The sequence below is a fragment of the Streptomyces sp. NBC_01296 genome (assembly GCF_035984415.1).
Lineage (GTDB): Bacteria > Actinomycetota > Actinomycetes > Streptomycetales > Streptomycetaceae > Streptomyces.
The window spans coordinates 7228867-7254354 of the sequence record NZ_CP130720.1; the positions used below are offsets into that span (position 1 = coordinate 7228867).

At 68.9% G+C, this 25488-nt stretch carries 15 protein-coding genes and 6 pseudogenes; 12 read left to right on the top strand and 9 right to left on the bottom strand.

Translation table 11 applies throughout. The features are described from left to right. Nucleotides 1-159 precede the first annotated feature (159 nt). The 4 genes from OG299_RS32975 to OG299_RS32990 all read left to right on the top strand — a co-directional run bounded on the left by OG299_RS32975 (nucleotide 160) and on the right by OG299_RS32990 (nucleotide 6404). Nucleotides 160-3891, top strand: coding sequence for a S8 family peptidase (locus tag OG299_RS32975; protein WP_327363434.1), 3732 nt, complete (start codon nucleotides 160-162; stop codon nucleotides 3889-3891). After that, nucleotides 3888-5027: a helix-turn-helix transcriptional regulator gene (locus OG299_RS32980; RefSeq protein WP_327363435.1), complete on the top strand. Its 1140-nt coding sequence runs from the start codon at nucleotides 3888-3890 to the stop codon at nucleotides 5025-5027. Before OG299_RS32975 ends, OG299_RS32980 begins: the two co-directional genes overlap by 4 nt. A 163-nt stretch (nucleotides 5028-5190) precedes the next feature. Further along, entirely contained in the window at nucleotides 5191-5766 is a 576-nt protein-coding gene (locus OG299_RS32985; protein ID WP_327363436.1) for an MFS transporter, read from the top strand. Continuing rightward, nucleotides 5757-6404: an MFS transporter gene (locus OG299_RS32990; protein ID WP_327363437.1), complete on the top strand. Its 648-nt coding sequence runs from the start codon at nucleotides 5757-5759 to the stop codon at nucleotides 6402-6404. The genes OG299_RS32985 and OG299_RS32990 overlap by 10 nt, the downstream gene beginning before the upstream one ends. On the opposite strand, the gene OG299_RS32995 is transcribed toward OG299_RS32990, so the two are convergent. The 3 genes from OG299_RS32995 to OG299_RS33005 form a co-directional block, all read right to left on the bottom strand. Beyond that, nucleotides 6323-7681: a chloride channel protein gene (locus OG299_RS32995; protein ID WP_327363438.1), complete on the bottom strand. Its 1359-nt coding sequence runs from the start codon at nucleotides 7679-7681 to the stop codon at nucleotides 6323-6325. The genes OG299_RS32990 and OG299_RS32995 overlap by 82 nt on opposite strands. 433 nt (nucleotides 7682-8114) lie before the next feature. Beyond that, nucleotides 8115-9479 (bottom strand): glutamate decarboxylase, encoded by a 1365-nt coding sequence (locus tag OG299_RS33000; protein ID WP_327363439.1) that lies wholly within the window; start codon nucleotides 9477-9479, stop codon nucleotides 8115-8117. A gap of 153 nt (nucleotides 9480-9632) precedes the next feature. Further along, complete coding sequence (locus OG299_RS33005) at nucleotides 9633-10280, bottom strand: cytochrome P450 (RefSeq protein WP_327363440.1); 648 nt, start codon at nucleotides 10278-10280, stop codon at nucleotides 9633-9635. A gap of 158 nt (nucleotides 10281-10438) precedes the next feature. Here OG299_RS33005 and OG299_RS33010 point away from each other — a divergent pair. The 6 genes and pseudogenes from OG299_RS33010 to OG299_RS33035 all read left to right on the top strand — a co-directional run. Then, nucleotides 10439-11388 (top strand): annotated as a pseudogene (locus OG299_RS33010) (IS3 family transposase); the annotation flags it as partial. 176 nt (nucleotides 11389-11564) lie between these two features. Continuing rightward, a complete protein-coding gene (locus OG299_RS33015; protein WP_327363441.1) occupies nucleotides 11565-11795 on the top strand; it encodes a site-specific integrase in 231 nt (76 codons plus the stop codon). Nucleotides 11796-13103: 1308 nt separating this feature from the next. Beyond that, on the top strand, nucleotides 13104-14600 hold the full coding sequence (locus tag OG299_RS33020) for an FAD-binding oxidoreductase (RefSeq protein ID WP_327363442.1): 1497 nt from the start codon (nucleotides 13104-13106) through the stop codon (nucleotides 14598-14600). A 346-nt stretch (nucleotides 14601-14946) separates the two neighbouring features. Further along, nucleotides 14947-15323: pseudogene (locus tag OG299_RS33025) on the top strand (transposase family protein); the annotation flags it as partial. Between the two features lie 247 nt (nucleotides 15324-15570). Further along, entirely contained in the window at nucleotides 15571-17010 is a 1440-nt protein-coding gene (locus OG299_RS33030; RefSeq protein ID WP_327363443.1) for a vanadium-dependent haloperoxidase, read from the top strand. A gap of 279 nt (nucleotides 17011-17289) precedes the next feature. Continuing rightward, nucleotides 17290-17720, top strand: a pseudogene (locus OG299_RS33035) (transposase); the annotation flags it as partial. A 276-nt stretch (nucleotides 17721-17996) separates the two neighbouring features. Here OG299_RS33035 and OG299_RS33040 read toward each other — a convergent pair. Beyond that, nucleotides 17997-18608, bottom strand: coding sequence for a hypothetical protein (locus OG299_RS33040; RefSeq protein ID WP_327363444.1), 612 nt, complete (start codon nucleotides 18606-18608; stop codon nucleotides 17997-17999). A gap of 118 nt (nucleotides 18609-18726) precedes the next feature. On the opposite strand from OG299_RS33040, the pseudogene OG299_RS33045 reads away from it, so the two are divergent. Beyond that, a pseudogene (locus OG299_RS33045) lies at nucleotides 18727-19460 on the top strand (IS5 family transposase); the annotation flags it as partial. A 313-nt stretch (nucleotides 19461-19773) separates the two neighbouring features. Here OG299_RS33045 and OG299_RS42830 read toward each other — a convergent pair. Further along, nucleotides 19774-20320: pseudogene (locus OG299_RS42830) on the bottom strand (NAD-binding protein); the annotation flags it as partial. A 637-nt stretch (nucleotides 20321-20957) separates the two neighbouring features. On the opposite strand from OG299_RS42830, the gene OG299_RS33055 reads away from it, so the two are divergent. Then, on the top strand, nucleotides 20958-21614 hold the full coding sequence (locus OG299_RS33055; protein WP_327363445.1) for a class I SAM-dependent methyltransferase: 657 nt from the start codon (nucleotides 20958-20960) through the stop codon (nucleotides 21612-21614). On the opposite strand, the gene OG299_RS33060 is transcribed toward OG299_RS33055, so the two are convergent. The 4 genes and pseudogenes from OG299_RS33060 to OG299_RS33075 form a co-directional block, all read right to left on the bottom strand. Beyond that, complete coding sequence (locus OG299_RS33060; protein ID WP_327363446.1) at nucleotides 21584-22081, bottom strand: hypothetical protein; 498 nt, start codon at nucleotides 22079-22081, stop codon at nucleotides 21584-21586. The two genes, OG299_RS33055 and OG299_RS33060, sit on opposite strands and share 31 nt — an antisense overlap. Then, on the bottom strand, nucleotides 22078-23343 hold the full coding sequence (locus OG299_RS33065; RefSeq protein WP_327363447.1) for a molybdopterin-dependent oxidoreductase: 1266 nt from the start codon (nucleotides 23341-23343) through the stop codon (nucleotides 22078-22080). The genes OG299_RS33060 and OG299_RS33065 overlap by 4 nt, the downstream gene beginning before the upstream one ends. Before the next feature lie 369 nt (nucleotides 23344-23712). Then, nucleotides 23713-24099, bottom strand: a pseudogene (locus tag OG299_RS33070) (tyrosine-type recombinase/integrase); the annotation flags it as partial. 764 nt (nucleotides 24100-24863) lie between these two features. After that, entirely contained in the window at nucleotides 24864-25451 is a 588-nt protein-coding gene (locus OG299_RS33075) for a TetR family transcriptional regulator (RefSeq protein WP_266631595.1), read from the bottom strand. Nucleotides 25452-25488 lie beyond the last annotated feature (37 nt).

A 25488-nucleotide genomic window follows, 5' to 3' on the forward strand; every position in this document is an offset into this window, starting at 1 on the left:
CAGACCGTGCCGAGACGGAATGTGCTCGCCAATCCCCACGTCGTATGGCGTCTTTCCACCCGCTATCGCGCGGTTCACCGTTGACAAGCATCTGCCATGGCGAGGACTTGCCGTCATGATGCCTTCACGTCGGCACTCTCGGGTCGATAGACCCTTGGCATGTCCTCCCCCTCTCATGCTTCCGCCTTCCGGCGTCGGCGCTGGCAGTTGCTTTCGGCCGCCACCGCGGTGCCGCTGTTGGCGTCGGGGCTTGCGGTCCTGCAAGCGCCCGCACAAGCCGCTCCGAGCAAGCCCACCCATCCCGCCAAGTCATCGGCGACCCACAAGGTCACCCTGGTCACCGGCGACGTCGTCACGGTCACCACGATGGCCGACGGCAAGCAGACCGCCGAAGTCGACCGGCCCGACAGCGCCGTCGGCGGCGTGAAGATCCAGCAGGTCAAGGGAGACCTGTTCGTCATCCCGGACGAGGCGGCACCGCTGCTGGGCACGAACAAGCTCGATCGGCGGCTGTTCAACGTGACCGACCTGATCGAGATGGGCTACGACGACGCGAAGTCGGCTGAGGTGCCGCTGATCGCGACGTACACCCAGTCGAAGTCCCGCGCGGCCGTCGAGCCGACGGCTCCGCGGGGCAGCAAGGTGACCCGTCGGCTCAACGGCATCCGCGGCGCCGCGCTCAGCACCGAGAAGCGGCAGGCCCGCACCTTCTGGACCACCGTCGCGCCACAGGGCAGTCCGTCGCTGGGCGAGGGCGTGGCGAAGCTGTGGCTCGACGGTCGGGTGAAGGCCAGTCTGAAGGAGAGCGTGCCGCTGATCGGGGCGCCCGAGGCCTGGGCGGCCGGGTACGACGGCAAGGGCGTCAAGGTCGCGGTGCTCGACACTGGTATCGACGTCAACCACCCTGACTTCGCCGGCCTGATCGACGGCACGGCGAGCTTCGTGCCGGGTGAGGCCGTCACCGACGTCAACGGGCACGGCACGCATGTCTCCGGCACGATCGTCGGTTCGGGCGCCGCCTCCGGGGGCGACCTCAAGGGTGTCGCCCCCGGCGCCGACCTGTTCGTCGGCAAGGTCCTCGGCGGTGCGGAGGGCTCCGGCCAGGACTCCTGGGTCATGGCCGGCATGCAGTGGGCCGCCGAGTCCGGTGCGGACGTCGTCAACATGAGCCTCGGCGACTCCTACCCGACCGACGGCAGCGACCCCATGTCGCAGACGGTGGACGCGCTGTCCGCGCAGTACGGCACCCTGTTCGTCATAGCCGCCGGCAACTCCGGCCCGGAGAGCATTTCCGCCCCGGGCGCGGCCGCCTCGGCGCTGACCGTGGCTGCCACGGACAAGCAGGACCGGCTCGCGTCCTTCTCCAGCACCGGCCCGCTGGCCTTCTCCGGCGGCATGAAGCCGGACATCGCGGCGCCCGGCGTGGACATCACCGCGGCCCGTTCGCAGGAGATGACCGGCGGTGGTGAGGGCCCTTACCGCACCCTCAGCGGTACTTCGATGGCCACCCCGCACGTGGTCGGCGCGGCGGCGGTCCTGGCCCAGCAGCACCCGGACTGGACCGGCGCGCAGCTCAAGGAACACCTGATGAGCACGGCGAAGGGCCTGGACGGCGGGTACTCGCCGTACGAGGTCGGCACCGGCCGTCTCGACGTGGCCGCCGCCGTGCGCACCACGGTCCGCGGGACGGGATCGCTCTTCTTCGGCAACCACACATGGCCGCACGAGCCGAGCGACGCCGCCGTCACCAAGGATCTGACGTTCACGAACACCGGTGCCGCCGACGTCACCCTGCGGCTGGCGCAGACCGGCGGCGGCCCGTTCGCTCTGGGAGCGACGAGGGTGACCGTCCCGGCGCACGGCACTGCCGCCGTCCCGGTGACCGGTGACCCGAAAGCCGCGGCCGCCGGCCGGCACACCGGCTACGTGACGGCCACCGACACCGCCACCGGGCAGCCGGTGACCCGCACGTCCGTGGCGCTGCTCAAGGAGGAGGAGCGCTACGACCTGAACATCAAGCTGGTCGGTCGGGACGGCAAGCCCGCCGCCGGCTGGGTCACGGTCAACCTGGCCGGCGACTTCTGGCCCTGGTCGCTCTACGTCGACGGCTCGACCACCATGCGCATGGCACCCGGTACGTACACCGCCGCGGGATACCTCGACGTGGCCGGCGAGAAGGCCGACCGCTCAGGTCTGGCCGTGCTCGTCGACCCGGAGACCGTACTCAAGGACCGCTCCGCGGACGTGGTGCTGGACGCGAGCAAGGCGCGCCTGCTGCAGACCGAGGCGCCGCAGCGCACCGAGGACCGACAGCGCAAGGTCGACTTCAACGTCCACTACACGGGCCTCGACCCGTTCACGGACTACCGCAGCGCGTACGTGCTGCCGCCGACGTACGACGACGTCTACGTCGCGCCGACGGAGCCGATGAAGCAGGGCGAGTTCATGCTGACCACCCGCTGGCGCAAGGGCGAGCCGCAGCTCGGCCTGAGCACGTCGGGCGGCCGGCTCCAATTCGAGGCACTCGTGCAGGCGGGCAGCGCCCTGGGCACCGCCCGGGACACGCTGGACGCCGTCCACGCGGGCAACGGCGCGACGGCCGCGTACAAGAAGGTCAAGGCCAAGGGCAAGGTCGTCGTCATCGACCGCAGCGACGGGGTCTCGCCCCAGGAGCGCACCGAGGCCGCGGTCGCGGCCGGTGCGAAGGCGCTGATCGTGGTCAACGACGGTGTCGGCGGGCTGATGGAGTACGTCGGCGAATCGGCCATCCCGGTTGCCACCGTGCACCGCGACGCGGGCAAGGCTCTTGTCGCGATGGCCAAGGCCGGCAGCGCCAAGCTGACCGTAGAGCAGACCGAGTACACGCCGTTCGTCTACGACCTCACCCGGGAGTACCCCGGCCAGGTTCCGGACCGGGCCTTGGTCTACAAGCCGGCCAAGAACGACCTCGCCCGGATCGACGCCCGCTACTACTCGGCCACGGACGGCCGGTCGGCGGAGGGCTACCGGTCCGACTTCACCCTCAGCCCGTCGGTCAACTTCCCCGAACGCGAGTGGCACCCGGGCACCCGCACAGAGTGGGTGACCCCAGGCCAGGTCTGGAGGGAGTTCCACGCGCAGGGCGTCGACACGGCCCTGCCGTGGGTGATGGTGTCGGGCGACAACACGTACGCCAAGGGCAGCACCACCCGGCTGGACTGGTTCGCTCCGGCGACCCGGCCGGCCCAGAGCGAGTCCTTCGGCGTGTACAACTCCCGCTGGCAGAACCACATGACCTGGAACGTGCAGGCGTGGGCCTCCTCCAGCGACACCATGCGGCTGGGCGGCTTCCTGCAGTGGGGTGAGACACCGACCCACCTGCAGGTCTTCCAGGGCGACCGGCTGATCCACGACAACCCGTACAGCACGGACATGCAGTGGGTGGAGGTCCCGGCGGGCAACCTGCCCTACCGCGCGGTCCTCGACGCCGAGCGGCCCGGTGACCTCTTCCGGCTGTCAACGCGCACCCACACCGAGTGGACGTTCATGTCCGACACCGTCAACTCGGACTTCTTCGAGCCGTTCCCGGTACTGAACCTGGACTACGCGCTGGAGTCGGACCTGCACGGCGACGTCAAGGCCAACGCGACCCAGGAGATCGCGCTCAAGCCGGTGTCGATGGGCGTCGGCACCGTGCCGGGCACGGTCAAGTCGGTGAAGCTGGACGTCTCGTACGACGACGGCGCCACCTGGCAGAAGGTGACCGTGAGCAAGGGCGCCGGCGGCCGCTGGACGGGTTCGTTCAGGACGGCCAAGAAGCCTGGCGGCTTCATCTCGGTCCGCGCGAGCGCCCAGACGGACAGCGGCTTCAGCGTCAAGAACGAGATCATCCGGGCGTACGGCCTGCGATGAACCGCACTGTCGGGCCCCGGGGCGGCGACTCCCCGGGGCCCTTCCTCTCGCACCTGCTCCCAGCAGGGACTATTCAGGGTCTGCCGCCATGGCGGATACTCTCCCCGCTGCGGCAAGCGGAAGAGAGTCGGTCGGCGATGCTGGATGTTCTGGGCCTCGAACCCGATGACGAGCGTGTCTACCGGGCGCTGCTCGGACGGCCGAACTCCACTGCGATCCTGCTGAGCGACGAGGTCGCCCTCCCGTACGCCCATGTCGACAAGGCCTTGTCCCGTCTGGTCGGGTGGGGGCTGGTGACGAGGTCGGCTGACGACCGGTTCACGGCCGCGCCGCCGGCCATGGCTCTCGGCGCTCTCATCAGCCAGCGCCGGGACGGGCTGCGGATGGCCGAGCACGCCCTGGTGACTTTCGCCGAGGAGCACAGGGCGGCGATGACCGGGAACAGAATCAACGATCTGATCGAGGTCGTCACCGGTGTCGACGCCATCCGTCACCGCTTCCTCCAGGTGCAGCAGGCGGCCCGCGCGCAGGTCCGGTCCTTCATCACCGCACCGTTCGTCGCCCTGCCGCCCGAACAGAACACGGCCGAGCCCGTGGCCATCGGCCGCGGGGTGCAGTTCCGGGCGGTGCTGGACCGGGCCGTGCTGGCAGAGCCGGGCATCATCGACGACGCGATCGATTCACTGGGCAAGGGCGTGCAGCTCCGTGTCGCCGACGAGCTGCCGATGAAACTGGTGCTGGCCGATGCCGACCTCGGCCTCGTCCCCCTCGCGGTCACACCGGACGGGGAGCCCGGTGCCGTGCTGCTGCATCGCAGCGGCTTGCTGGACGCGCTGGACGCTCTGTTCGAGACGGTATGGCGCAACGCCCACCCGCTCGCGCTCTCAGCCACGGACGGAGAGACCGAAAGCGCCGTCGAGGTCGGTCCGCAAGGGCCGACCGAGCTCGACCGCAGGATCCTCGGGCTGCTCCTGGCCGGCCTGACGGACCTGACGGCTGCGGCACAGCTCGGTCTGTCGGCGCGGACGCTGCACCGGCGTCTGCGTCATCTCATGGACTTGGCCGGCGTACGTAGCCGGATGCAGCTCGGCGCCTACGCGGTACGGAACGGCTGGGCGGACCCCCCGCGAACGTGACCGGTCGGCGACGGCAGGGGAATGTCTGTGCGCTGGGCACATCCGTCGCCGGGTTGGCTGTGCTCGCAGCACGGTTCCGGCCGTGGCGGCCTGTTTAAGGTGCCTCGCATTCACACCGAACCCGATGGTGTGCGTGTCGGTACCAGTGCCAGGAGGGCAGCCGATGAGCGCAGTCTCAGTACAGTCCGGAACCGCCGGAGTTCCGGACGGGGTCGGCGGTCAGCAGCCCGTGGGTGCCTACTTCGAACGCATGCCGTTCGGCAGGGTCCACGTGCTGATCGCCTTCGCGCTGTTCATGGCCGTCGTCATCGAGTCGTGGGAGCAGCTCGCTCTCGTCTATGTCTCCGCCGACCTCGGCGATGCCTTCGCCCTCGACGCCGGACGGATCGGGTGGGTCCTGTCGGCCGTGGCCCTCGGCATGATCCCCGGCGCGCTCGTCTGGGGGCCCGTGGCCGAGCGGATCTGGCGCCGTGCCGTCTGCCTGTGGAGCCTCGGTTCGTACGGTGTCGTGGCGCTGGCCAGTGCCTTCTCGCCCAACTTCACCACGTTGATGGCCACCCGGGTGGTGTCGATCGGCTGGCCCATCGGCGTGCTCGCCGCCGTCGGGGTGACTCAGGCGCTGTCCGGGATGGGCTGGCACGTTGTGGCCGTGGCCAGTGCGCTGGCTGCCCTGTGGGTGTTGGCGATCCGGGCCTGGGTGCCCGTGGCCGGCACACCGAAGCCCGGGCGGTGCTCCTGAAGCTCGGCGCCGAGGTCTCTGAGGGCACCCGCTTCGCCGTGGTCGAGCCCGAGCAGGCTGGCACCCCCCTCGCCCTGCTGCTGCGCATCACCCTGCTCATGCTGATCGTGAACTTCGTCTTCAACTGGGGCTACTGGGGCCTGCGGACCTGGCTGCCAACGCTGCTCATGGAGAAGGGGCTGAGCATGTCCAGCAGCCTCGGCTTCGTCGCACTGAGCGCCCTCTTCATGATCCCCGGCTATGTCTCGGCCTCGTACCTGACCGGGCGCTTCGGCCGCAAGAAGGTCTTCCTGCCCTACGTGGCGGCCGCCGCGGTCAGCGGCGTGCTGTTCGCCTATTCCGGCAGCCTCACCCAGCTGTACGCCGCCAACTTCGCCTTGTCGTTCTTCAGCCTCGGCGCGTGGGGTGTCTGGAACACCTGGAACGGCGAGTTCTACCCCACCGCACTGCGCGCCACCGGCTACTCCTGGACCACCGCAGCTCAGCTGATCTCCACCTCGGTCGCACCGTCAGCCGTCGGGTACCTGCGACGCTGGCTGGCAACTTCTGCGGTGCGTCATGCCGGGGCAGGGCCTGTCCGAGCGCCGGCCTCGGATCTGTCTGTCGGAGGCGGGCTGAGCCTGAGCATCACGACGTAGGCGACCACCACCGCGACGATGACCAGAGGCATGACGGTGAGGCCCTGCGATCCCAGCAGCAGGGTGGCCAGCAGCACCGACGTCAACGGGAGCTTGAGCATGGTGACCGCCATGGCTCCGATGCCCATGGCGAACGCCGGGGTGAGCTGCAGCCCTGGAAGGTGTGACATGGCGATGCCGCCCGCCGCCCCCAGGAACATCGCCGGGAAGATCGGGCCGCCCCGGAAGGCGCTCAGCGAGACGCAGTACGCGAGCCCCTTGCAGGCCATGAGAAGCGTCAACGTGCCGACGGTGTAATCGGCGCTGTTCGCGAGCAGCGGGCCCAGAGCGGCCTGCCCCGAGTACATCACCTCGGTCGCGGCCTTCCCGGTGCTGTGGGCGTAGGCGATGGCGAGCCCGCCGATCACCAGGCCCATCAGTACGGTGGCGGGAAGCCGATGCCGTTCGACGCGCGGCTGCAGCCACAGGGCGAGCCGTCGGATGCCCGTGCCGATGAGGGCCATCGCGAGTCCGATGACCAGTGCCCAGCCGAATTCGGCGACGGTGGGCGAGTTGGCGTGTGGTACGTCCTGAATGGCCAGCGAGTAAGTGCCGAGACCGGTCCAGTTGTCCAGGCCGATGAAGACGAGCGAGCCGATGCCGGCGGCGAGCAGGCCCGGCACCAGCACGACCCCGAGCATCGGCCCGCCGATTCCCGACACTTCCATGAGGAGGAAGGCACCAGTAATGGGGGACCCGAGCAGAGTACTGACCGCTGCGAAGCTCCCCGCGGCGCCGACCACGGCCCCGGCCTGCGGAGGCATGTCCGGCTTCAGGAGACGTACCAGCCAGAGGGCGACGCCGCTGCCGAGCATGATGAGCGGCGCTTCGGGTCCGAGGACCGCGCCGAGGCCCAGCGTCGCCAGGGCCGCGAGGAGGATGCCGGGAAGCTCGCGCGGTTTCGGCGCGCCCGCCGTCGACAGCCCCTCGGCTGGCTTGTGGCCGCCGATCCCGGGAAGGTAGCGGATGGTCGCCCCGACCAACAGGCCGGCCACGGCGAGCAGCGGCAGGGGCCACCAGGGTGGGGTCACCTGGAAACCCAGAGCCTTGGGCAGGTCGGTGTAGGTCCAGGGCTGGAGCGCATCGACCAGTGCGAGGAAGCCGTACGCGCCTGCGGAGATCGGCACTCCGAGCACCGCCGCCATGACCAGGAGGCCGATGTAGCCGCGGGTCCTGACCTGGGCGAAGGGATCAGGCGGTGGCGTCCCCGGTGCTCCGACGGGACGATCGGCCGACATTGCGAATCAACTCCTCGGCATCGATGTCCGTCGGGAACGTGGTGATTCACCGGCGTCTGCCCAGGTGATACCACGTGGCGTCGCTGCGCACCTGGCGTGCGCACCGCTGCCGTTCGGCGTCGGCGTGACGGTCACTCGGCCGGCCCAAACCCCGCCGGGCGGTTCACCCGATCGGTCCCGCGCCGTCGGCGCGGTCCGCCGCCGCGGACGCGCCGTTGGCCGGGCTGCGCGCCGCGGGTGTGCTGGAGTGGATCGCCGCCCGGGTGGGCCGGACGGCCGCCGGCGCGCTGCGTGACGACGGCATGTCCGCCGAAGCGGCCGCGGGGCCCGGGACCACCCGGTCCAAGGCCTTGGTCCTGCTCCTGACCGCGCAGGACAGGCGGCACAGGTCGCCGATTGCCGGTCGCCCGGAAGACTGCTCCGCCGCAGTGCGTCAGTAGCCGGTGCCGCGCTTGACCTGGGTCCGCTCGATGCTGTGGGCCGCTCCCTTGTCGTCCAGCGTGCGGCATGCGTCGGCGATGTCCTGGGTCAGGCGGTCGATCTGTTCGCGGCTCAGGGTCTCCTTGACCAGGGCGCGCAGGATCTTCACCCGTTCCGCGTTGGGCGGGAGGGTGTAGGCCGGCACCATCCAGCCCCGCTCGGCCGAGAGCTGCCAGGCGATGTCGGACTCGTCGTAGGCGTGCTTGCCGGCGAGACGGAAAGCGACCAGCGGCAGTTGCTCGAGGTCGCTCCCGATCACTTCGAAGCGGCCGCTGCTGCGCAGGTTGTCCGCGAGTGCGCGGGCGTTCTCCTGCATCGTCTTCATGACGTAGGTGTAGCCCTGGCGACCGAGCCGCACGAAGTTGTAGTACTGCGCGAGCACCATCGACGCACCGGTGGAGAAGTTCAGCGTGAACGTCGCGTCGGTCTTGCCCAGGTAGTTCTCGTAGAAGACGAGGTCTTTGGCGAGGTCGGCCTCTTCGCGGAAGACCAGCCATCCGATGCCGGGGTAGACTAGCCCGTATTTGTGCCCCGAGACGTTGATCGAACGGACCTGCTCCAGCCGGAAGTCCCATTTCGAGTCCGGGTAGAGGAAGGGCCAGACGAATGCGCCGCTGGCGCCATCGACATGGATCGGAATGTCGAGGTCCCGCCTCTTGCGAACGTCCCGCAGGAGCTTGTCGATCCCGACGACATCATCCTTGTGGCCGGTGAACGTGGTGCCGAGGACGGCGACGACACCGATCGTGTTCTCGTCGAGGTGGGGCTCCACGTCCTCCGGGCCGATCGTGTACTTGTCCTCGGCAAGCGGCACGATCCGCGGCTCGACGTCGAAGTAGCGGCAGAACTTCTCCCACACGACGTGGACGTCACCCCCGAAGACCAGGTTGGGCCGGTCGGTCGAAAGGCCGGCTGCCTGGCGGCGCTCGCGCCACTTCCACTTCAACGACAGCGCGCCGAGCATGATCGCCTCGGACGAGCCCTGGGTCCGACATCCGGTCGTCCTGCCCGGCGCGTGGAAGAGGTTGGCGAGCATGCGCACGCAGCGCTGCTCGATCTCGGCGGAAATGGGGTACTCCGCATGGTCGATGAAGTTGCGGTGAAGGTTCTCGGCGATCAGCCGCTGCGCCTCCGGCTCCATCCACGTGGTGACGAACGTGGCGAGGTTGCGCTGCGGGTCGCCCTCCATGGCGAGATCCACATCCACGAGCCGCATCGCGTCCGTCGCGGCCATGCCTTCCTCGGGGAAGGTCTCCGAGGGAGCGGGCACCGTCAAAAATCGGTTACCGAACAGAGCCGAGTCGTCGCGCTTGGTCATGCATCGATTCAACAGCGCCGGAGCCTGCCGCGGCCGAGGGACACACCGCTGCGCCCGGCGGCGCGCTACGTGCAGACGAGGGAAACCCTCTGTGGCTGGGGCGGTCGGGTCCACGGCTTCGCGTTCTTCCCTTCCCGGCCGCCCTGCTCGATATCAGCCCTGCCCTACGTGTAGATGGAGCGGTCCTCGCAGGATGGGGCTTCGCCGGTACGGGGGTGGGTCGGTGATGAGCTGGGGATTGTTGAGGCGGCGGAAGAACTCGGTGAGTGCGATCTGGACCTCCAGGCGGGCCATCGGGCCGCCGAAGCACAGGTGGATGCCTCCGCCGAAGCCCAGGTGCTGGTTGTCCTGTCGGCTGGGGTCGAAGCGGTCGGGTTCGTGGAAGCGGTCGGGGTCACGGTTGCCGGAGGCGAGCATGAGCATGATCTGCGCGCCCTTGGGGATGACGGTGTCGCCGATCGTGACGTCGCTGTAGGCGGCCCGCCAGGGGACGATCTGCACGGGCGGCTCGTAGCGCAGCAGCTCTTCGACCACCCCGATGATGAGGTCCGGTTGGCTTTGCGGCCGCTGCAGCACGTCCGGGTGCCGCAGCAGTGTCAGTACACCGTTGCTGATCAGATTGACCGTGGTCTCATGGCCGGCGAAGAGGATCGGGGTGGCCGTGGTCACGATCTCCTCGTCGGTCATGTGTCCGTCCGGGCCGTCGTCGGTGGCCAGCCGGGACAGCAGGTCCTCGCCCGGCTGGCTGCGGTGGCTCTCGACCAGTCCGCCGAGGTATTTGTGCAGGTGGGTCTGCCGCACGATCGGGTGACATCTGATCTGGCTTGCCCTGTGGGGTGGGTGGGAAGGATGTCGCTGTGCCCAAGCCTTATCCGGAAGAGTTCCGTCAGGACGTCGTGCGGGTCGCGAGGAATCGCGGCCCGGGCGTGACGGTCGAGTAGGTGGCCGCCGACTTCGGAGTCAAGCTGCTGGAGCAGGAGAACGAGGTCCTGCGCCGGGCCGCGGCCTACCTGTCCCAGGCGAACCTCCCGGGAAAAGGATCTACCCGCTCGTGAAAGAGCTGGCCACGGACGGCATTCCCGTCACGGTCACGTGCCGGGTCCTCAAGCTCGCCAGACAGCCCTACTACCGGTGGTTGGAGCGGCCGGTGACCGATGGCGAAGTCGAGCAGGCCGCTCGCGCGAACGCGTTGTTCGACGCCCACCGTGAGGACCCGGAGTTCGGCTACCGCTTTCTGGCCGACGAGGCCCGCAGCGCGGGATCCGGCATGGCCGACCGGACCGCGTGGCGGATCTGCCGGGACAACCGCTGGTGGAGCGTGTTCGGCAAGAAGCGTGGCAGGAACAAGAAGGCCGGCCCACCGGTGCACGATGATCTCGTTCGCCGCGACTTCACCGCGACCGGCCCGAACCGGCTGTGGCTCACCGACATCACCGAACACACCACCGGCGAGGGAAAGCTGTATCTCTGCGCGATCAAGGACGTCTTCAGCAAGCGGATCGTGGGCTATTCCATCGACACGCGTATGAAGTCCCGCCTGGCCGTCACCGCCCTGGACAACGCCGTGGCCCGGCGCGAGCACGTCGCCGGATGCATTCTGCACAGCGATCGCGGATCGCAGTTCCGGTCCCGGAAGTTGGTCCGGGCGCTCGACCGGCACCGGATGGCCGGCTCCATAGGAAGAGTCGGGGCTGCCGGTGACAACGCGGCCATGGAGTCCTTCTTCAGCCTGCTGCAGAAGAACGTCCTCGACCGCCGGACATGGGCCACCCGCCAGGAACTGCGGATCGCGATCGTCACCTGGATCGAGAGGACCTATCACCGACGCCGCAGGCAAGCCTCGCTCGGCAGGCTGACCCCCGTCGAATTCGAGACCGTCATGACGACACCGGCCCTTCTGGCCGCGTGACCGAACCTGTCACCCGAACCTGCATCAGACCCCTTCGCGCGCACATCGATCGTTTCGGAGTCGCCCCGGATGGGCGGCTGTTCCGCAATCAGGCGGGCAACTACGTAGAGGCTGGGGCGTACGGCATCACTTGGTCGAGGGCAAGGGAGTACGCCCTGGCCCGGACGGAACTCGCCATGGGTCTGGCCAAGCGTCCCTACGACCTCCGGCACGCCGGGATCTCGTTCTGGCTGCACTCCGGGGTCGACCCCGCCGAGTGTGCGCGGCGAGCCGGACACAGCATCCATGTCCTGTTCAAGCACTACGCCAAGTTCCTGGACGGTGTTCAGGAGCAGGCCAACCGTCTCATCGAGCAGTCGATGGAGGAGTGGAACCGCGTCAGTCGAGGCGCGGGACCGGCGAGGTGAGCCGGGTTTGGTCCGTGACTGGTCCGGAAGCGCTGGTCAGGCGCGGGATAGGGGTGGGAGGAACTGGGAGGAAAGGAGTAAATCGAAGCTCGCCTCAAGCGAGTCGCGCCGAAGGCGCCTGCCGGGCAAAAGCCCAGGGCAGGCGCCTTTTTTCGTGCCTCTAGAAGAAGCTGAGACGCTTCGGCGAGTACGACACCAGCATGTTCTTCGTCTCCTGGTGGTACAGGGGCCGCACTGCCTCTGACCAGCCGAAACAGTGATGAGTGGGTCTGTCGGTCGGTGGCTGGTCCGTGAATGGTCCGGATCTTGGCGCCTCGGGGTGGAGCGCGTTGGCGAGTAGTTAGATATCAAGGGAGGGAGTCCGGGCGCGCCTCCCGGCAGAGGAGCGTCATGTCGAGGGGCCTGGTCCAGGGCTCGTCGGCTGCTGCGTGCAGCTTCAGGTGGGCTCTCGTTCGAGACCGCGTCTTTCTGTCAATCGGTGAGCCTTGCAGGCCGTCCTCCGGAGCGGCAGCGGCTTGGAGGTGTCCCTGGCCGCGTGGATCTGGCCACGGTCCGCCCGGGCCGCCAACGTAGGGCAGCGCGGCGGGGCCGGGGCTGTGCGCTGGACCCAGCCCGTTCCGGTGAGCCCGGTGCAGGCCCCCCACGAACTGGCACGCGACCGTGAGCGGACTCGCCCCATGCAGGATCCCTTGCTGTCGCATGAAGGCTCGTAGATTCGGTGCTGGTTCGGGCGTGCCATCCAACGCGCATTCCACCGCGAGCCAGGGCCGGTCAACGCTGATGTCCCAGGCCACCAGTCGAGGTGCGTGGTAACTGTCGGGGCAGGGTGTGACGGGGCCGAACCGGGGGAGGTGGGTGAGGAGCACCTACCCTCGACGCCCGACTCACCCAGGCCCACCGCGGCAAGCTCGGCCACCACAGGGGCTGTCGGCAGCCTCTCGGCCGAAGGTGTCCGCGAACCCGCGGGGCGGGTGCATTTCCAACCGGCCCGGGAGCGGCCCGGAGGCTCGTCCAAGGCGCAACCGAGGTGATTCTCCGGCCTGCTGGGCCGCCGGGCCTCGGTCGAACGCCCACGGCTGCCTGAAGGAGCTGGCAGCCGAGACGCAAGTGGGTTGGCCGGCCAGGGTGGTCGTATCACCAACCAAGCACACCGGGTTCGTGCCTGGGCTACGGCCGTTGGGTCGTTTCGGCCGCGGTTGCGAGTGTGTCGATGCAGTCCACCGCGGTCACCCTTGCTACTGTCCGCTTCGCCCAAATCACCCGCAAGTGAATAATTCGCGCCCGCTGGTGGCCGAGAGGAAACGGACCATGAACGACTTTTCCCGTCGTAAAGTGCTCAAGGCGACGGCGGCCGCCGGTGCCGGTGCGGTCGTCGCGCAGGGCCTCGCGGCCACCGAGGCCCATGGTGCGAGCGCCGTGAAGGAGGCGTCCGCGAACGCGGAGTGCCCGCCGGCGAAGCTGACCGGCCGCATCGTCCGCCCCGACGATGCCGGGTACACGGACGCCCGCCTCGGCTGGGACCAGCTCATCTCTCGCTATCCGCTGGTCATCGTCTTCGCCCAGAACACCCAGGACGTGGTCAACGCCCTTACATGGGCACGGCAGAACGACGTCGCGCTACGGGTCCGCAGCGGCCGCCACAACACTGAGGGCTGGTCGAACATCGACAACGGCCTCGTGATCGACATCAGCGAGCTGAAGTCGGTCCGCATCGACAGCGCCGCCCGTGTCGCGACGGTCGGCGCCGGACTCAACCAGCTGGAAGCGGTGACCACGCTCGCGGAGCAGAACTTCGCGGTGACGACCGGGACCGAAGGCAGCGTGGGCCTGTCCGGGGCGACACTCGGCGGCGGTCTCGGCTTCCTCACCCGCTGGATCGGCATGGCCTGCGACAGCCTGATCGGTGCCGAGGTCGTCGTTGCGGAAGGCGCCGAGTGCGCCAAGGTGGTCAAGGCCGATCTGCACAACAACCCGGACCTGCTCTGGGCGCTGCGCGGAGCCGGGAACGGCAACTTCGGGATCGTCACCTCACTCACCTACAAAGTGGCCCCACTGAGGAGCGTCACGTATTTGCAGGCCACTTGGGACGGAATCGGCGACCTGTCCAGGATCTTCGAGGCCTATCAGCGTACTGCGCCTTACACGGACGACCGCCTCGGCACCCAGCTCGAAATTCACCGGAACCAGATCCTGCTGTTTGGGGTCCTCGCGGAAGGAACACCCGCGGAGGCGAAGAAGCTACTGGCCCCGATCCTGTCGGTCGACAGCCCCCAGGTGTCGGTGCAGGTAGGGAACTGGGGCGACGTGTACGCGGGCTTCCAGATCCCGATCGCGGACGAACCCGCGAACTGGAAGTTCTTCTCGCAGTTCGCCAGAAAGCCGTTCCCGAGGAAGGCGATCGATGTGATCTCCTCGTTCATGCGGGACGCACCCACGGACGACAGCAACTTCTTTGTGCAGGCGTTCGGCGGGGCGGTCAGGAAGAGCCCCCGCGGCGGCACGGCGTTCCCGCACCGCGACGCGCTCTTCTACTCCGAGCCCGGCGCCGGCTGGGGGACCCGCTCCGACCAGCCGGGCGTCTGCGACCCGCTCACCCCGCAGGCCCAGGCTTGGATCGCCGAATTCAGCCAGGCACTGCGCCCCTACGTAGACGGTGCCTACGTCAACGTGGCGAACATCGGCATGCAGGACTGGGAGACCGCCTACTGGGGATCGAACTTCGACCGACTGCGCAAGATCAAGGCGGAGTACGACCCCCACAACGTCTTCAAGTACGAGCAGAGCATCCCGCCCGCGTCCTGCTGAACGAACAGGCCTGAGCCCCCTCCCGACCGGCGAGGGGGCTCAGCCACGACCTGCCCGTCCTGATGGAGAAGCCACGCTGTTGCAGGACGCCTGTAAACCTGATTCAAATCGTTGAATCAGTCAGGCAGGCGCCATTGCCGCAAGACTTTCCTGCCAGTGCGGAGCGCAGGCGATCGATGGCCCGGGGGCGGTAGCGGACGAGGTCGGTGCGGCGGATGGTTGAGGATCTCCAGCCCAAAGGGCCTCATCGGCCGACCGCATGAGCCTGCGGTCCCTGCGAATGCCGACCTCGTCGGCGATCACGAAGGCGTCACCGGCGTCGGTCTTGCCCTCGCGGCAGTAGCGCGGGATGAACGTGCAGGTCATTGCGCGCCGGACGGCACACCCCTGTGGTTCTCCCGTGCACTGTCCGGACGCACCCACGACCTGACCCTGGCCCGCGCCTGCGGCATCGTCCAGGTCTGCCTCACCTGGCAGATCCTCATTCTGGCCGACCGGACCGACCAAGGCGACGGTGCCACCGTCCGCACTCCCTACTACCGCCACGGCATCCAGCCCCCGCACTACCAGCAGTACAACCGAGACCACGCCCGACTCCGAGCATCGGGCGAACGCGCCTTCGCACTGCTGAAAACCTGGCGCGTCCTCCGCCGGACCCGCTGCCCAGCCAGCCGCATCGTTGCTGCGGTCCATACCCTCCTCACCTGCGAAAACACAGGATGAAAAAGGTTCAGTGAGACCTCTTCACGCCTGAACCATCACAGCTCGGCTTTGACGATCGCGATCGGGTGATCATTTACATGCAAATCACGACAAATGCAAGATCATCGATGGATCGGCGTGGCTGACCTTGATCTCGACATATCCGACATTACGCTGCCGCTGTTGATCAGCAACGTCGAAAGGGATGCCCGTGCCTCTCAAGCCCAACCATGGCCGCACGTCCGCCACGCAGTCTGTGCTCCCACGCATGAAGTACCGCGCCGGCCGACACCTGGGACGGCTACGGGCCGTCGCCGTGGCCGGAGCCCTGCTCGCCGGGCTGAGTCCGGCGGCGGCCGCTGCGCCGCCGGCCGCCGCTGTGACAGGGCACAAGGGCGATCCGACGCAGTACTGGAACAAGGTCCTGCTTCAGACCTTCCGCAATGCGCGGGGCTCGGACGCCTCGCCCGGCAAACTCTCCAGGTCCGGGGCGATGGTCTTCGCGGCGATCTACAACGCCGAGAGCGCCTATCAGAACACGTACGAAACCTTGAAGTACCAGCCATACCTCAACCGGCCGCTGAAGTACGCCGGCGAATCGTCGCAGCCGGGTCGGGACGAAGAGGAGCGGCTGATCGACCGTACGGCGTACCGGATGATCTCCGAGCTGTACCCGGGCGACAAGGCCTACATCGACGCCCGGTACGAGGCCCGGACCGGCCGCTCCCCCTACGCCTACGAGCCCCTCGACCGCCTGGTGGTCGACCGCGTGGTGCGGCAGATCAACAAATCCCGGGCGGATGACGGTTCGGACAACCCGGAGGTCTACGACGGCGACACCACCACCCCTGGGGCCTGGCGGCCGACGGGTGAAGAGGCGACGGCTGACGAAGGGGCCTGCAAGGAGCCGAGCGACGCGGTGACCCCGAACTGGGGCAAGGTGAAACCGTTCGTGCTCCGCTCCGGCTCGCAGTTCCGGCCTCCCACCCTGCGAGGCTTCACTTCCTACGACGAAATGTTGGCCAGCCCGGAGTACGCGCGCCAGGTCGACGAGGTGCGACGGGTCGGTGCCGTCGACTCCACCGAGCGCACCTACGATCAGACCGTCGTCGGCTGGTTCTGGGACCACGACCTGAACGGCACCTACCACCCCCCGGGGCAACTGCTCCAGCTGACCGGGACCGTCGCCAACAAGTTCAAGCTCGACACGTACGAGACCACCCGCTTGTTCGCGCTGTCGGCGCTGTCGTTGGCGGATGCCGGGATCGCAGCCTGGGACAGCAAGCTCGACAGCCCGATCAACGAGTGGCGCCCGGTGTCCGCGGTCCGGGCGACGGGCGGCGCGAACGCAAACTGGGAGCCCCTCAGTGCGGACCGCTCGGGGGCACCGTGGACCCCGTGCTTCCCCGCCTGGACCTCTGGGCACGCCAACTTCACGGGTGCGTGGGCAAGCGCGATGCAGCACTACTTCGACCGTGACGACGTCTCGTTCACCGCACACTCCGAGGACCCGCACACACTCGTTCTGTCCCGCCAGATGAACAGCTTCAGCCAGGTCGCCCAGGAGGGCGAGTTCAGCCGACTCTGGCTGGGCGCGCACTTCCGCTGGGACGCCGAGGACGGGAGGGAGATCGGCACCAACGTTGCCGACTACGTGTTCGACAACGCGCTCCAGCCGACACGACCGGGCCGTCCTGATCAGCGGTGAGCCGGCACCGTGGCCCACGCCGGCCGGATCGGCCGGCGCCCCGGCTCAGAGGTCCTGACAGAAGCTGTTGATCATGTGACTTTCGGTACCCGCGGGCGGCCCTCCACCTGCTTCGGCGCCGGTTCCGGAAGCAACGGTTCGATGAGCGGCCACAGTTCATCCGACACGATCCACGGCCGTGACTGACGTTTCCCCACGACCAGACCAACGGCCATCCGAACCGGACCGCCAAGCCTGTGCGGGATCCTGTTCGTGCTGCATACCGGCATGCTGTTGAAGAAGCTGGACTGGTCGCGGGCGGTGATCGACTCCTCACGTCAGGGCCGCTCGACGGGGCCCCGAAGCGGGCCCAGCCCGGTCGACCGAGCACGTCCAGGCAGCAATACCCCCTCATCGTCGACGGCCAGGGCATCCCACTGGCCGTGTCGCTGACCGGCGGGAACCGCAACGACGTCACCGGGCTGATGCCGCTGCTGAACAAGATCCCGCCGGTCGCCGGCCTCGTCGGCCGGCCCCGCAGACGACCCGACACCCTCCTGGCCGACCGCGGCCACGACCACGACAAGTACCGCCGCCGGGTCTGGGCGACCGGCGTCAAACCCGTGATCGCCCGCCGCGGAGTCCCGCACGGCTCCGGCCTCGGCGTCTACCGGTGGGTCGTAGAGCGGACCATCGCCTGGCTCCACGGCTTCCGCCGACTACGGATCCGGTAGCTCTGCAGGCTATGGAGGACGCCGGGCAGGAGGCTTTCCATCTTTGCGCCGCACCACAGCGGAGCGGCAGCCCGCGAGGCCTGACGTCTCCTTTGCTGCTGACGCGGCGATTCCCGGAGACGCCGCCCGCCAGGCTGGAGCTGTCGGCGCGGTCACGATCGCATCCAGATCTGTCGAGTCGCCCGCCCCCGGGCAGTGGCCGTGGCGAACCAGCGGGTTCCCGCTCTACGAGCACGCCACAGCGGTACCTGCCGGTGCACGGCGGATGCCGCACTACTGGATGGTGAACCTGGGCTCGGCTGAAACGCTCAGCAGGACCAGGAGGCGCACCATCGACGGCCTGTGCCCGTCGTATTGGCAGGTGATCCTGGTCGGATCGAACCATCCCAGATCTGGGTACCACGCACGATGGGCCGGCCACGGGGCATTCATGGTCACGCCGATGACGGTGTGACTCTCGTCCCCAACCGCTTTTCTGAGCTTCTCCCGATTGCCCCGCATGCGCCTGGCGTCGGTGTTGACCTCGGTATCGACCCACGTGTGGAAGCCATCCCAATCATCAACGCGAGACCACCTGTCCCCCCACGAGACGACCCTGACGGGTCCTTCGCCTTCTTGCTGAGCGGGACGCGAGGCCAGACCGCGGATGCCCAGAGCAGCGGCCCGAGCCGCCAGGGGGCCCGGATGAACCGCCAGATTGTCGGGACTCGGCACGAACTCGTGCACCTGGCCCGCGGCCTCGAATTCGGCCAGTAGCGCGGGATCCCATTGCCGGTGGCTCCGGCCGTCCTTCTTGAGCCGGAAGCCCCGGCTGACACGGACGGTCCACTCACGGCTCAGGCCGGAGGCGGACAGATCAGGTTCACGGCTGAGGGCCCCTGCCACTTCGGCGTGCCAGGGCCTGTGTGGTGTCGTGATCAGTTGCCGGGTTCCGCCCTCTTCGCGGGGTGGAGCCCGGTAGGACTGTGATGGTGACGCGTAGGCAACTCACCCATGCTCCACCGAGGGTGCCCGGGTGGGCAGAACGGACTTGTCGCTGGTCAGCGTGGACTCCACCACGGTCCGCGCGCACCACGGCGCCGCAGGGCTCCGCGTCGGCAAGCACCTCATGTCGGCCCTGGAAGAAGCCGCGCAGGAGCAGGAAACAGCCCGGCAAAAAGGGGCGGCACGGAGGAACAGAACGGACAGGGCGAGCGCCGGCAGATCCGGCGCCGACGCAAGCTCCGCCTGAAGGAAGCCCTGCTCGGCCGGTCCCGGGGCGGCCTCACCAGCAAGATTCACCTTGCCGCGGACCGCAGATGCCGTCCCCTCGCGTTCGTCCTGACCGCCGGACAGGCCGCGGACAGCCCTCAGTTCATCCCCGTGCTCGAGAAGGTGCGGGTCCGTCTGCCGCTCGGCCGTCCCCGCACCAGGCCCGGCGCACTCGCCGGCGACAAGGCCTACTCATCCCGCGGCGACCGCTCCTACCTGCGCAAACGCAACATCAAAGCGATAGTCCCGGAGAAGCAAGACCAGGCCGCCAACCGGAAGAAGAAGGGCTCACGAGGTGGCCGGCCCGTCGGCCACGACGCCGACCTCCACAAGGAACGGAACACCGTCGAACGCCTGATCAACAAGCTGAAGGCCTGGCGAGGCATCGCCACCCGCTACGACAAAACCCCGAACCGCTACCTCGCCGGCCTCCACCTCCGCGCCGCATTGATCTGGATCGACGACCTACTCAAGACCACCGAATGATCACAACATCACACAGGCCTGGCTGTCCAAGGCCATCCACACCTCAGCGAAGCCGACTCGCCCGTCTGCGTACTCAAGGGAGATATCCGGCATCTGCTGCGTGCTGCCGTCGTCTTGGAGACGGACGCGCACGCCTGTGAACCGTGCCAGGACCCGCCCGACCTGGTACTCGAAGTCGGGAGAGGTCGGCGAAGTCGAGCTGCTTGCCCACGGTCTTCAGCGCCTCGGAGAACTTCGCGTTGAACAGCTCCTGGAACGTGGCCTTGCCGCTCTCCCGCTGGGTGCCGATGGCCTGGGCGACCTTGAACCCGGGTCCGATGAGTTCTGCCGGCCCGCGACGCGTGGCGGCCAGGACCACGCGGTCCTCCGGCTCAGTGCGTATTCCGGGTGCAGGTCCCAGACCAGGCCCGACTGCCGCGGCGGCTCCTAGGCGGGAGCGGGGGCGAGGTCGGGTCGGCGGCCCTCCGGTGAGGCGGTGTCGAGGGCGAGGACCCGCCAGGCGCCCGGGCGGAACGACTCCGCGATGGTGCGGCCCTCCAGGTGCGGGTGGCCGGCCACGTCCACGGCGGCGAAGAGCAGGACCCGCCGCTCCACCGGGATGGCCCGAGGATCTGCCGGCCCATCATCGCCCCGGCGAAGGCGTGGGCGCCGAGGTGCGTCACGCTGCGGCTGCGGGTCAGGGCAGCCGGGTGCGCGGCCCGCAGCGTGCGGTGGACGGCGGTCGCGAAGTCGTCCTCGTACAGGCGAAGCACGGCCCGAAGATTCGGCTCGACGGTGCGGGCGTACAGGGCGGACTCGAGGTTGGTGGTGTCCGAGCTGCTCAGGGCGAGCAGGGAGTGCGCCCGGCCGATGCCCGCCGCGTACGCTCCACCGCGCGCAGCAGGAGGCCGTCGGCCTGGACCACCTTGCCGCTACTCGCGACGGCGCTGGCGGCCAGCGCGGCCGCGGCCGTATAGCGTCCGAGAGCACGGTCGTCGAGGAGTCCAGCTCCTGCAGGTCGATACCCGGCTCCGCCACCATCGCGGCCTGGTCCAGGAGCTCCTCCGGGTGCTGGCCGAGCTTGCGGTTGTAGAGCCGGATCACCAGCCGCAGCCTCGGGTTGAGCCGGCGTGCCACCAGGGCGGCCCGGACGTTGGTGTCGTCGTCCTCATGGACGAGTGCCAGCGCGGCGGCCCGGCCACCCCCGCAGCGGCCAGTACCCCCGCGGTCCGTGCCCGTGGCAGCGGGACCCGCCCCAGCAGGCCGCGCCCCGCTACCCCAGGGGCGCGGCCGACGCTCGGCTGAGTGTCGCGGGCGGCGGGCGCTACCAGCGTTACCCGCTCCTTGTAGACCTCCCGCAGCTCGCAGGCCGGCCGACGGGCCAGCCCGTCGTCACCGCACACGATCATCCGCCCATCAGCGGCGGGCTGTTGAGGCTGCACCGATATTGAAGACCCATCCGGGGGAATCAACGGCCTGGAGCGCACCGCGGGCGCGTTGTGCGGCGAGACATGGGGGATGACCGCTCATGAACACCGGGCCTGGAGCAGCAGCTCTTACGCGCAGGCGATGCACACCCCGCAGCGCACGCTGTCACTGCGCGATGCGGAGGGCTGGCACTTCCCCCTGGACCTGGAGCGGTGGTGTGGCCGGGCGGACGAGGCCGACCGGACGGTTCTGCGCCGGTGCACCGGCCGGGTGCTGGACATCGGGTGCGGCGCCGGCCGGCTGGTCGAGGCGTTGACGGGGCGGGGCCGCCAGGTCCTCGGCATCGACGTCTGTCCTTCCGCCGTGATCACGACGGTGTGCCGGGGAGGGTACGCAATGAGCAGGTCCGTCTTCGATCCTCTCCCCGACGAGGGCGGGTGGGGGACGGCGCTGCTGATCGACGGGAACATCGGCATCGGCGGTGACCCCCGACGGTTGCTCCGCCGCGTCCGGGCCCTCGTGCACCGGGAAGGCCTCCTCCTGGTGGAGGTCGCCGCCACTGATGTGGACGAGCGCCGCCGCGTCCGTATCCATGCCGGGCAATGGCCCGTGAGTGCCGTCTTCCCATGGGCCGTGGTCGGCGCCGCGGCGCTGAAGCGCCAGGCGGCGTCGGAGGGATGGACCGAGGCCGAGCGGTGGACCAGTACTGGAGGCCGTCACTTCGTCGCGCTGCGGGCCTGCCGCTGAGCACGGCTCCGGCCCCATGTCCGTACGATCAGGACCATGGCCGAGGCGGCGAACAGCGCGGCGGTGATCAGCAGCCACCGGGCCAGGAAGCCGTCCGCCGGGAGGGCGGTCGCGGCGGTGTAGTGCCCGACCTGTTCCAGGATCAGCGGCCACCAGACCAGCAGCAGGACACCGGAGACGAACCCGGGAACGCGGACGTAGTTGACGCTCACCGGTGGCGTGGACCGGCCGTCGTCCGGGCCCCGGGTGAACAGGGCCTGTGCCGCCCGATCGGTGAGCGAGTACAGGGGGAGCAGTACGAGGTCGTGGAGGAGGGCCGCGCCGACGAACCACATGGCCACGCCGACGGTGTCGCCCTCGAACAGGCGCAGTCCGGCGTAGAGGGCGAGGGCGAAGGAGGCCAGGACGAGGAGCAGGTGCAGCGGGGAGGCGCCGTAGCGGCGGCGGAAGGCCGTCGGAGCGCTCATGCCGGCTCTCCGAACGTCAGGCGGGTGACCCATTTGGTGTTGTGTACTCCGGGTGCCCCGGGGACGATGATCCGCGCTGGATAGCCGTGGTCGGACGAGAGCGGCGCCCCGTTGACCCGGAGGGCCAGGAGCGAGCGGCTGTCGCGGACCTGGTTGTCGCGCAGCACGGCCGAACGGAAGGGGCCGCCGCGCTGTACCGACTCCACCAGTACCTCGGGCGCGCGCACGCCGAGCCCTGCGAGGGCGGCCAGTTCGGTGAGCGGGACCCCGCTCCACTGCTGGTCGGTGGTGGACCAGCCTTCCACGCAGGCGATGGGCAGGGCAGCCTCGTGCTGCGTCATCGCCAGCAGCTGCCGGTAGGTGATATCGACCTGCTGTCCGGGGCCGCGTACGGTCAGCCGCCAGGCGGGACCGATGTCGCTGGGCCGGATGCCGACCGAGGCGGCGGTCTTGTTGATCTGGAAGCCGTTCGGGCCCGAGCCGGGGTCCCGGCCGTGCGGTGCCAGCAGCGCGGTCTGCCGCCACCACCCGCCGATGCTCTGCCCCGCTGTGACCACCAGCAGCGCCACCGACCCGAGCCCGACCATGGCCAGGGCGCCCCGGCGCGAGACGGTCGGCGCCGCAGGCCGCGGCGCGACCAGCCCCGGCGCCGCCTCGGTACCCGCCGCGGGCTCCCCGAGACGGCGGCTGACAGCGCGGAGCGCCCTGGGCAGCCGGAACGTCACGTGCACGACGAAGGCGCCGATGAACACCCAGGCTCCGTAGAAGTGCAGGGTGTAGAAGGAGCCGGGGAAAATGTAGTGGAGCTGTACGTTGAGGATGCCGGTGACGAATTCGAAGCCGGCGCCGCCGACCAGGAGGAGCAGGGACAGGCGGTCGACGGCGTGGCTCACCGAGCGGATCGGGGGCCACTCGAACAGCTTTGGAATGACCGACCACAGCTTCGCCAGCAGCACGGGCACCAGCACGACCCCGAGCGTCACGTGGACGCCCTGGGTCAGCCGGTAGAGCCAGTACGGTGACGTCGGCCAGGAGAACAGGTAGAAGCCGAGCCACCCCTTGTTCGGAGTCTGATCGTTGACCGCCGCCAGATCCGGGTTGTAAGCGGCGTACGACAGCAGGCCCGTCACGAACAGCACCGTGATCCCGAACAGCAGGGCGAGCCCGAACACCGCGGTCAGCCACGGGCCGCGGAGAGGGCTGCGCCAGAACTCCGGCCGCGCCGGCCCCGGGGGAGGCCCCGCAGACCCTGCGGACTTCACGAGCGCACGCAACCGTGCCACCGGCCCGGGCCTCGTCACCTCGGCGGCAGCAGACTTCCCGGGCGTGGCGGCCCTCCCCGTCCGGTCATCGTCCGACGCGCCGTCGGCGCTCCCGGACGCGTGACCATGCGGGCGCCGTGGGGTGCCGCCCGGCGGCTGCCCGCTGCCGCTCTCACCCATAAGGAATTCTCCGCCCACAGCATTGCCGAGCCCACCGGACAGCCACTCTCACCGAGAACATCCAGATCAGAGCCGTACGGCACGCGTGACACGGCCAGATACGCCCTCCTGGGCCTGACGAGGGAACCTGTTGACAGGTCATGGGAAGCGACAGCAGAGGCGCCTGACAGGTGGGGACTTTGACAGGTCTTACGAGGCGAGGCCGACGTCGAGGATCTTGGCGGCTTTACCGATGGAGCCGGGCATGAGGTGGCGGTAGATCTCGAAGGTGATGTCGAGGCTCTTGTGGCCCATCCATTCGGCGACGTCGGTGATGGGGATGCCGTTGGTGAGGCAGTTCGAGGCGAAGAAGTGGCGGAGGCTGTAGATCACCATGCCGTCGGGGATGTTGACCTCGTCGACTCGTTTGATGCGTTGCCACTGGTTCTGGAGGTAGTAGACGAGGTACGGCTTGGTGGGGTCCTGGGGGTGGCGGAGGAGGTAGCCGTCGACCGTGCCGTGGTTGTCGGCGTACCGCTCGATGGTTTCGCGGATGCGGGCCGGGAGGGGGACGTCGCGGTAGTCGGTGGCCTGTCGTGGAGGCCGCCGCACCACGTTGTGGACAGTAAACAATGCGCGGTGTCGTAGCAGCAGCGGTTCATCAGTCGGGCCCACCATGCCTGGCAGGGCTTGCCCTCGGTGTCCATCGCGACGAAGGCCGGCTGGGCGGTGGCCAACTCTGTAGTGGGGCAGGGTGCGTTCCAGCGATCGGCCCGCACGGGGACGGCGACGTCATCGATGTGCGGCCGGCCTGTTCCACTTCGGCGTCGACGTCGAGCAGTGCGGCTCGCTGCCGGGGATCGTCGAGGACGACGACCTCGGGGCCTACGTAAAGCCGGTCGCCGGTCCCGCCGAACATCGGCGTCGATCAGCTAACCCAGCAGATCAGCCCCCTGTGCACGCACGCCGCAGACGGTGTGGTCCACGAGTCGCCGGTCAAAGCCACCTTCAGCCTGGGCCGGTTCATGACCGAATGGGACGTCGCCCTCATCACGGAGTCCATGGCTGCCTCAAGGCCGAGAACGGCAACGAGCTCCACGCCTACGTGCCTACGTCAACGGCAAGGAACGGCCCGGTGACCCGTCCGGGATCGAGCTGCGGGCGCACGCGAAACCGCTCTCGTCTACGGGCCCACAACCACGAAGGTCACCGTGCCGGACAGCTGCGACCGGCCGCCCGGCGAAGAGACCCACGCGAAGAACGGCCACGTGCGCCGACTTCCCGTCCGGCTTGGCGGCCCTCCTGCCCGCTACCGGCAATCCCCCAGTCGCTGCCGCAGACGTACCTCAGGTCGATCGATGTCACGCGGTACGGATCAGCGCGCGGATGAGTCGCTCGACCTGCGCCTGAGAACCCGGCGCCGCATCGGCCGAGCCGGTCATCAGGAGGTGGTGCAGCGTCCCCACCAGCGCGAGCGCCACCGACTCCACGTCCAACGGCGTCGCGACCCTCCCGATCTCCTGCTCCGCCCGCAGGTAGCCGCTGACCGCCTCCTGGATCGCGGTGAACCCCGGGGCGCCGGCCTGCCAGGCCTGCCGGACCCGCTGGGCCGCCAGCGGCCGGGTCACCGCCAGCCCCACCAGCCCCGGATCCAGGGACAGCACCGCTGAGGCCACATCCGCGAGGTTCTCTCCTACTGAACCGGTACCCGCTCTGGAGGGCAGATCCTCGGACAGGGCGGCGGCCGTTCCGAACCGGTACAGGACCAGTTCGGCGACGAACTCGTCCAGCCCGGCGAAGTGCGTGTGCAGCACCCCCTTGGCGCAGCCGGCCTCCTCGGTGACGGCCCTGCTGGTCAGCGCTGCGGCCCCGTCCCGAGCCAGGACGCGCTCTGCTGCAGCAAACAACCGCTCCCGCAGGCCTTCGATGGCTACTCCGCGCGGTGACATCAACTTCCTCCTGAGGCAAGGGCATTGCAGCTATGGG

Coding starts and splice junctions, on each gene's coding strand:
- OG299_RS32975 (WP_327363434.1), top strand. CDS start 160: ATGTCCTCCCCCTCTCATGCTTCCGCCTTCCGGCGTCGGCGCTGGCAG.
- OG299_RS32980 (WP_327363435.1), top strand. CDS start 3,888: ATGAACCGCACTGTCGGGCCCCGGGGCGGCGACTCCCCGGGGCCCTTC.
- OG299_RS32985 (WP_327363436.1), top strand. CDS start 5,191: ATGAGCGCAGTCTCAGTACAGTCCGGAACCGCCGGAGTTCCGGACGGG.
- OG299_RS32995 (WP_327363438.1), bottom strand. CDS start 7,681: ATGTCGGCCGATCGTCCCGTCGGAGCACCGGGGACGCCACCGCCTGAT.
- OG299_RS33000 (WP_327363439.1), bottom strand. CDS start 9,479: ATGACCAAGCGCGACGACTCGGCTCTGTTCGGTAACCGATTTTTGACG.
- OG299_RS33015 (WP_327363441.1), top strand. CDS start 11,565: ATGGGTCTGGCCAAGCGTCCCTACGACCTCCGGCACGCCGGGATCTCG.
- OG299_RS33020 (WP_327363442.1), top strand. CDS start 13,104: ATGAACGACTTTTCCCGTCGTAAAGTGCTCAAGGCGACGGCGGCCGCC.
- OG299_RS33030 (WP_327363443.1), top strand. CDS start 15,571: ATGAAGTACCGCGCCGGCCGACACCTGGGACGGCTACGGGCCGTCGCC.
- OG299_RS33055 (WP_327363445.1), top strand. CDS start 20,958: ATGACCGCTCATGAACACCGGGCCTGGAGCAGCAGCTCTTACGCGCAG.
- OG299_RS33060 (WP_327363446.1), bottom strand. CDS start 22,081: ATGAGCGCTCCGACGGCCTTCCGCCGCCGCTACGGCGCCTCCCCGCTG.
- OG299_RS33075 (WP_266631595.1), bottom strand. CDS start 25,451: ATGTCACCGCGCGGAGTAGCCATCGAAGGCCTGCGGGAGCGGTTGTTT.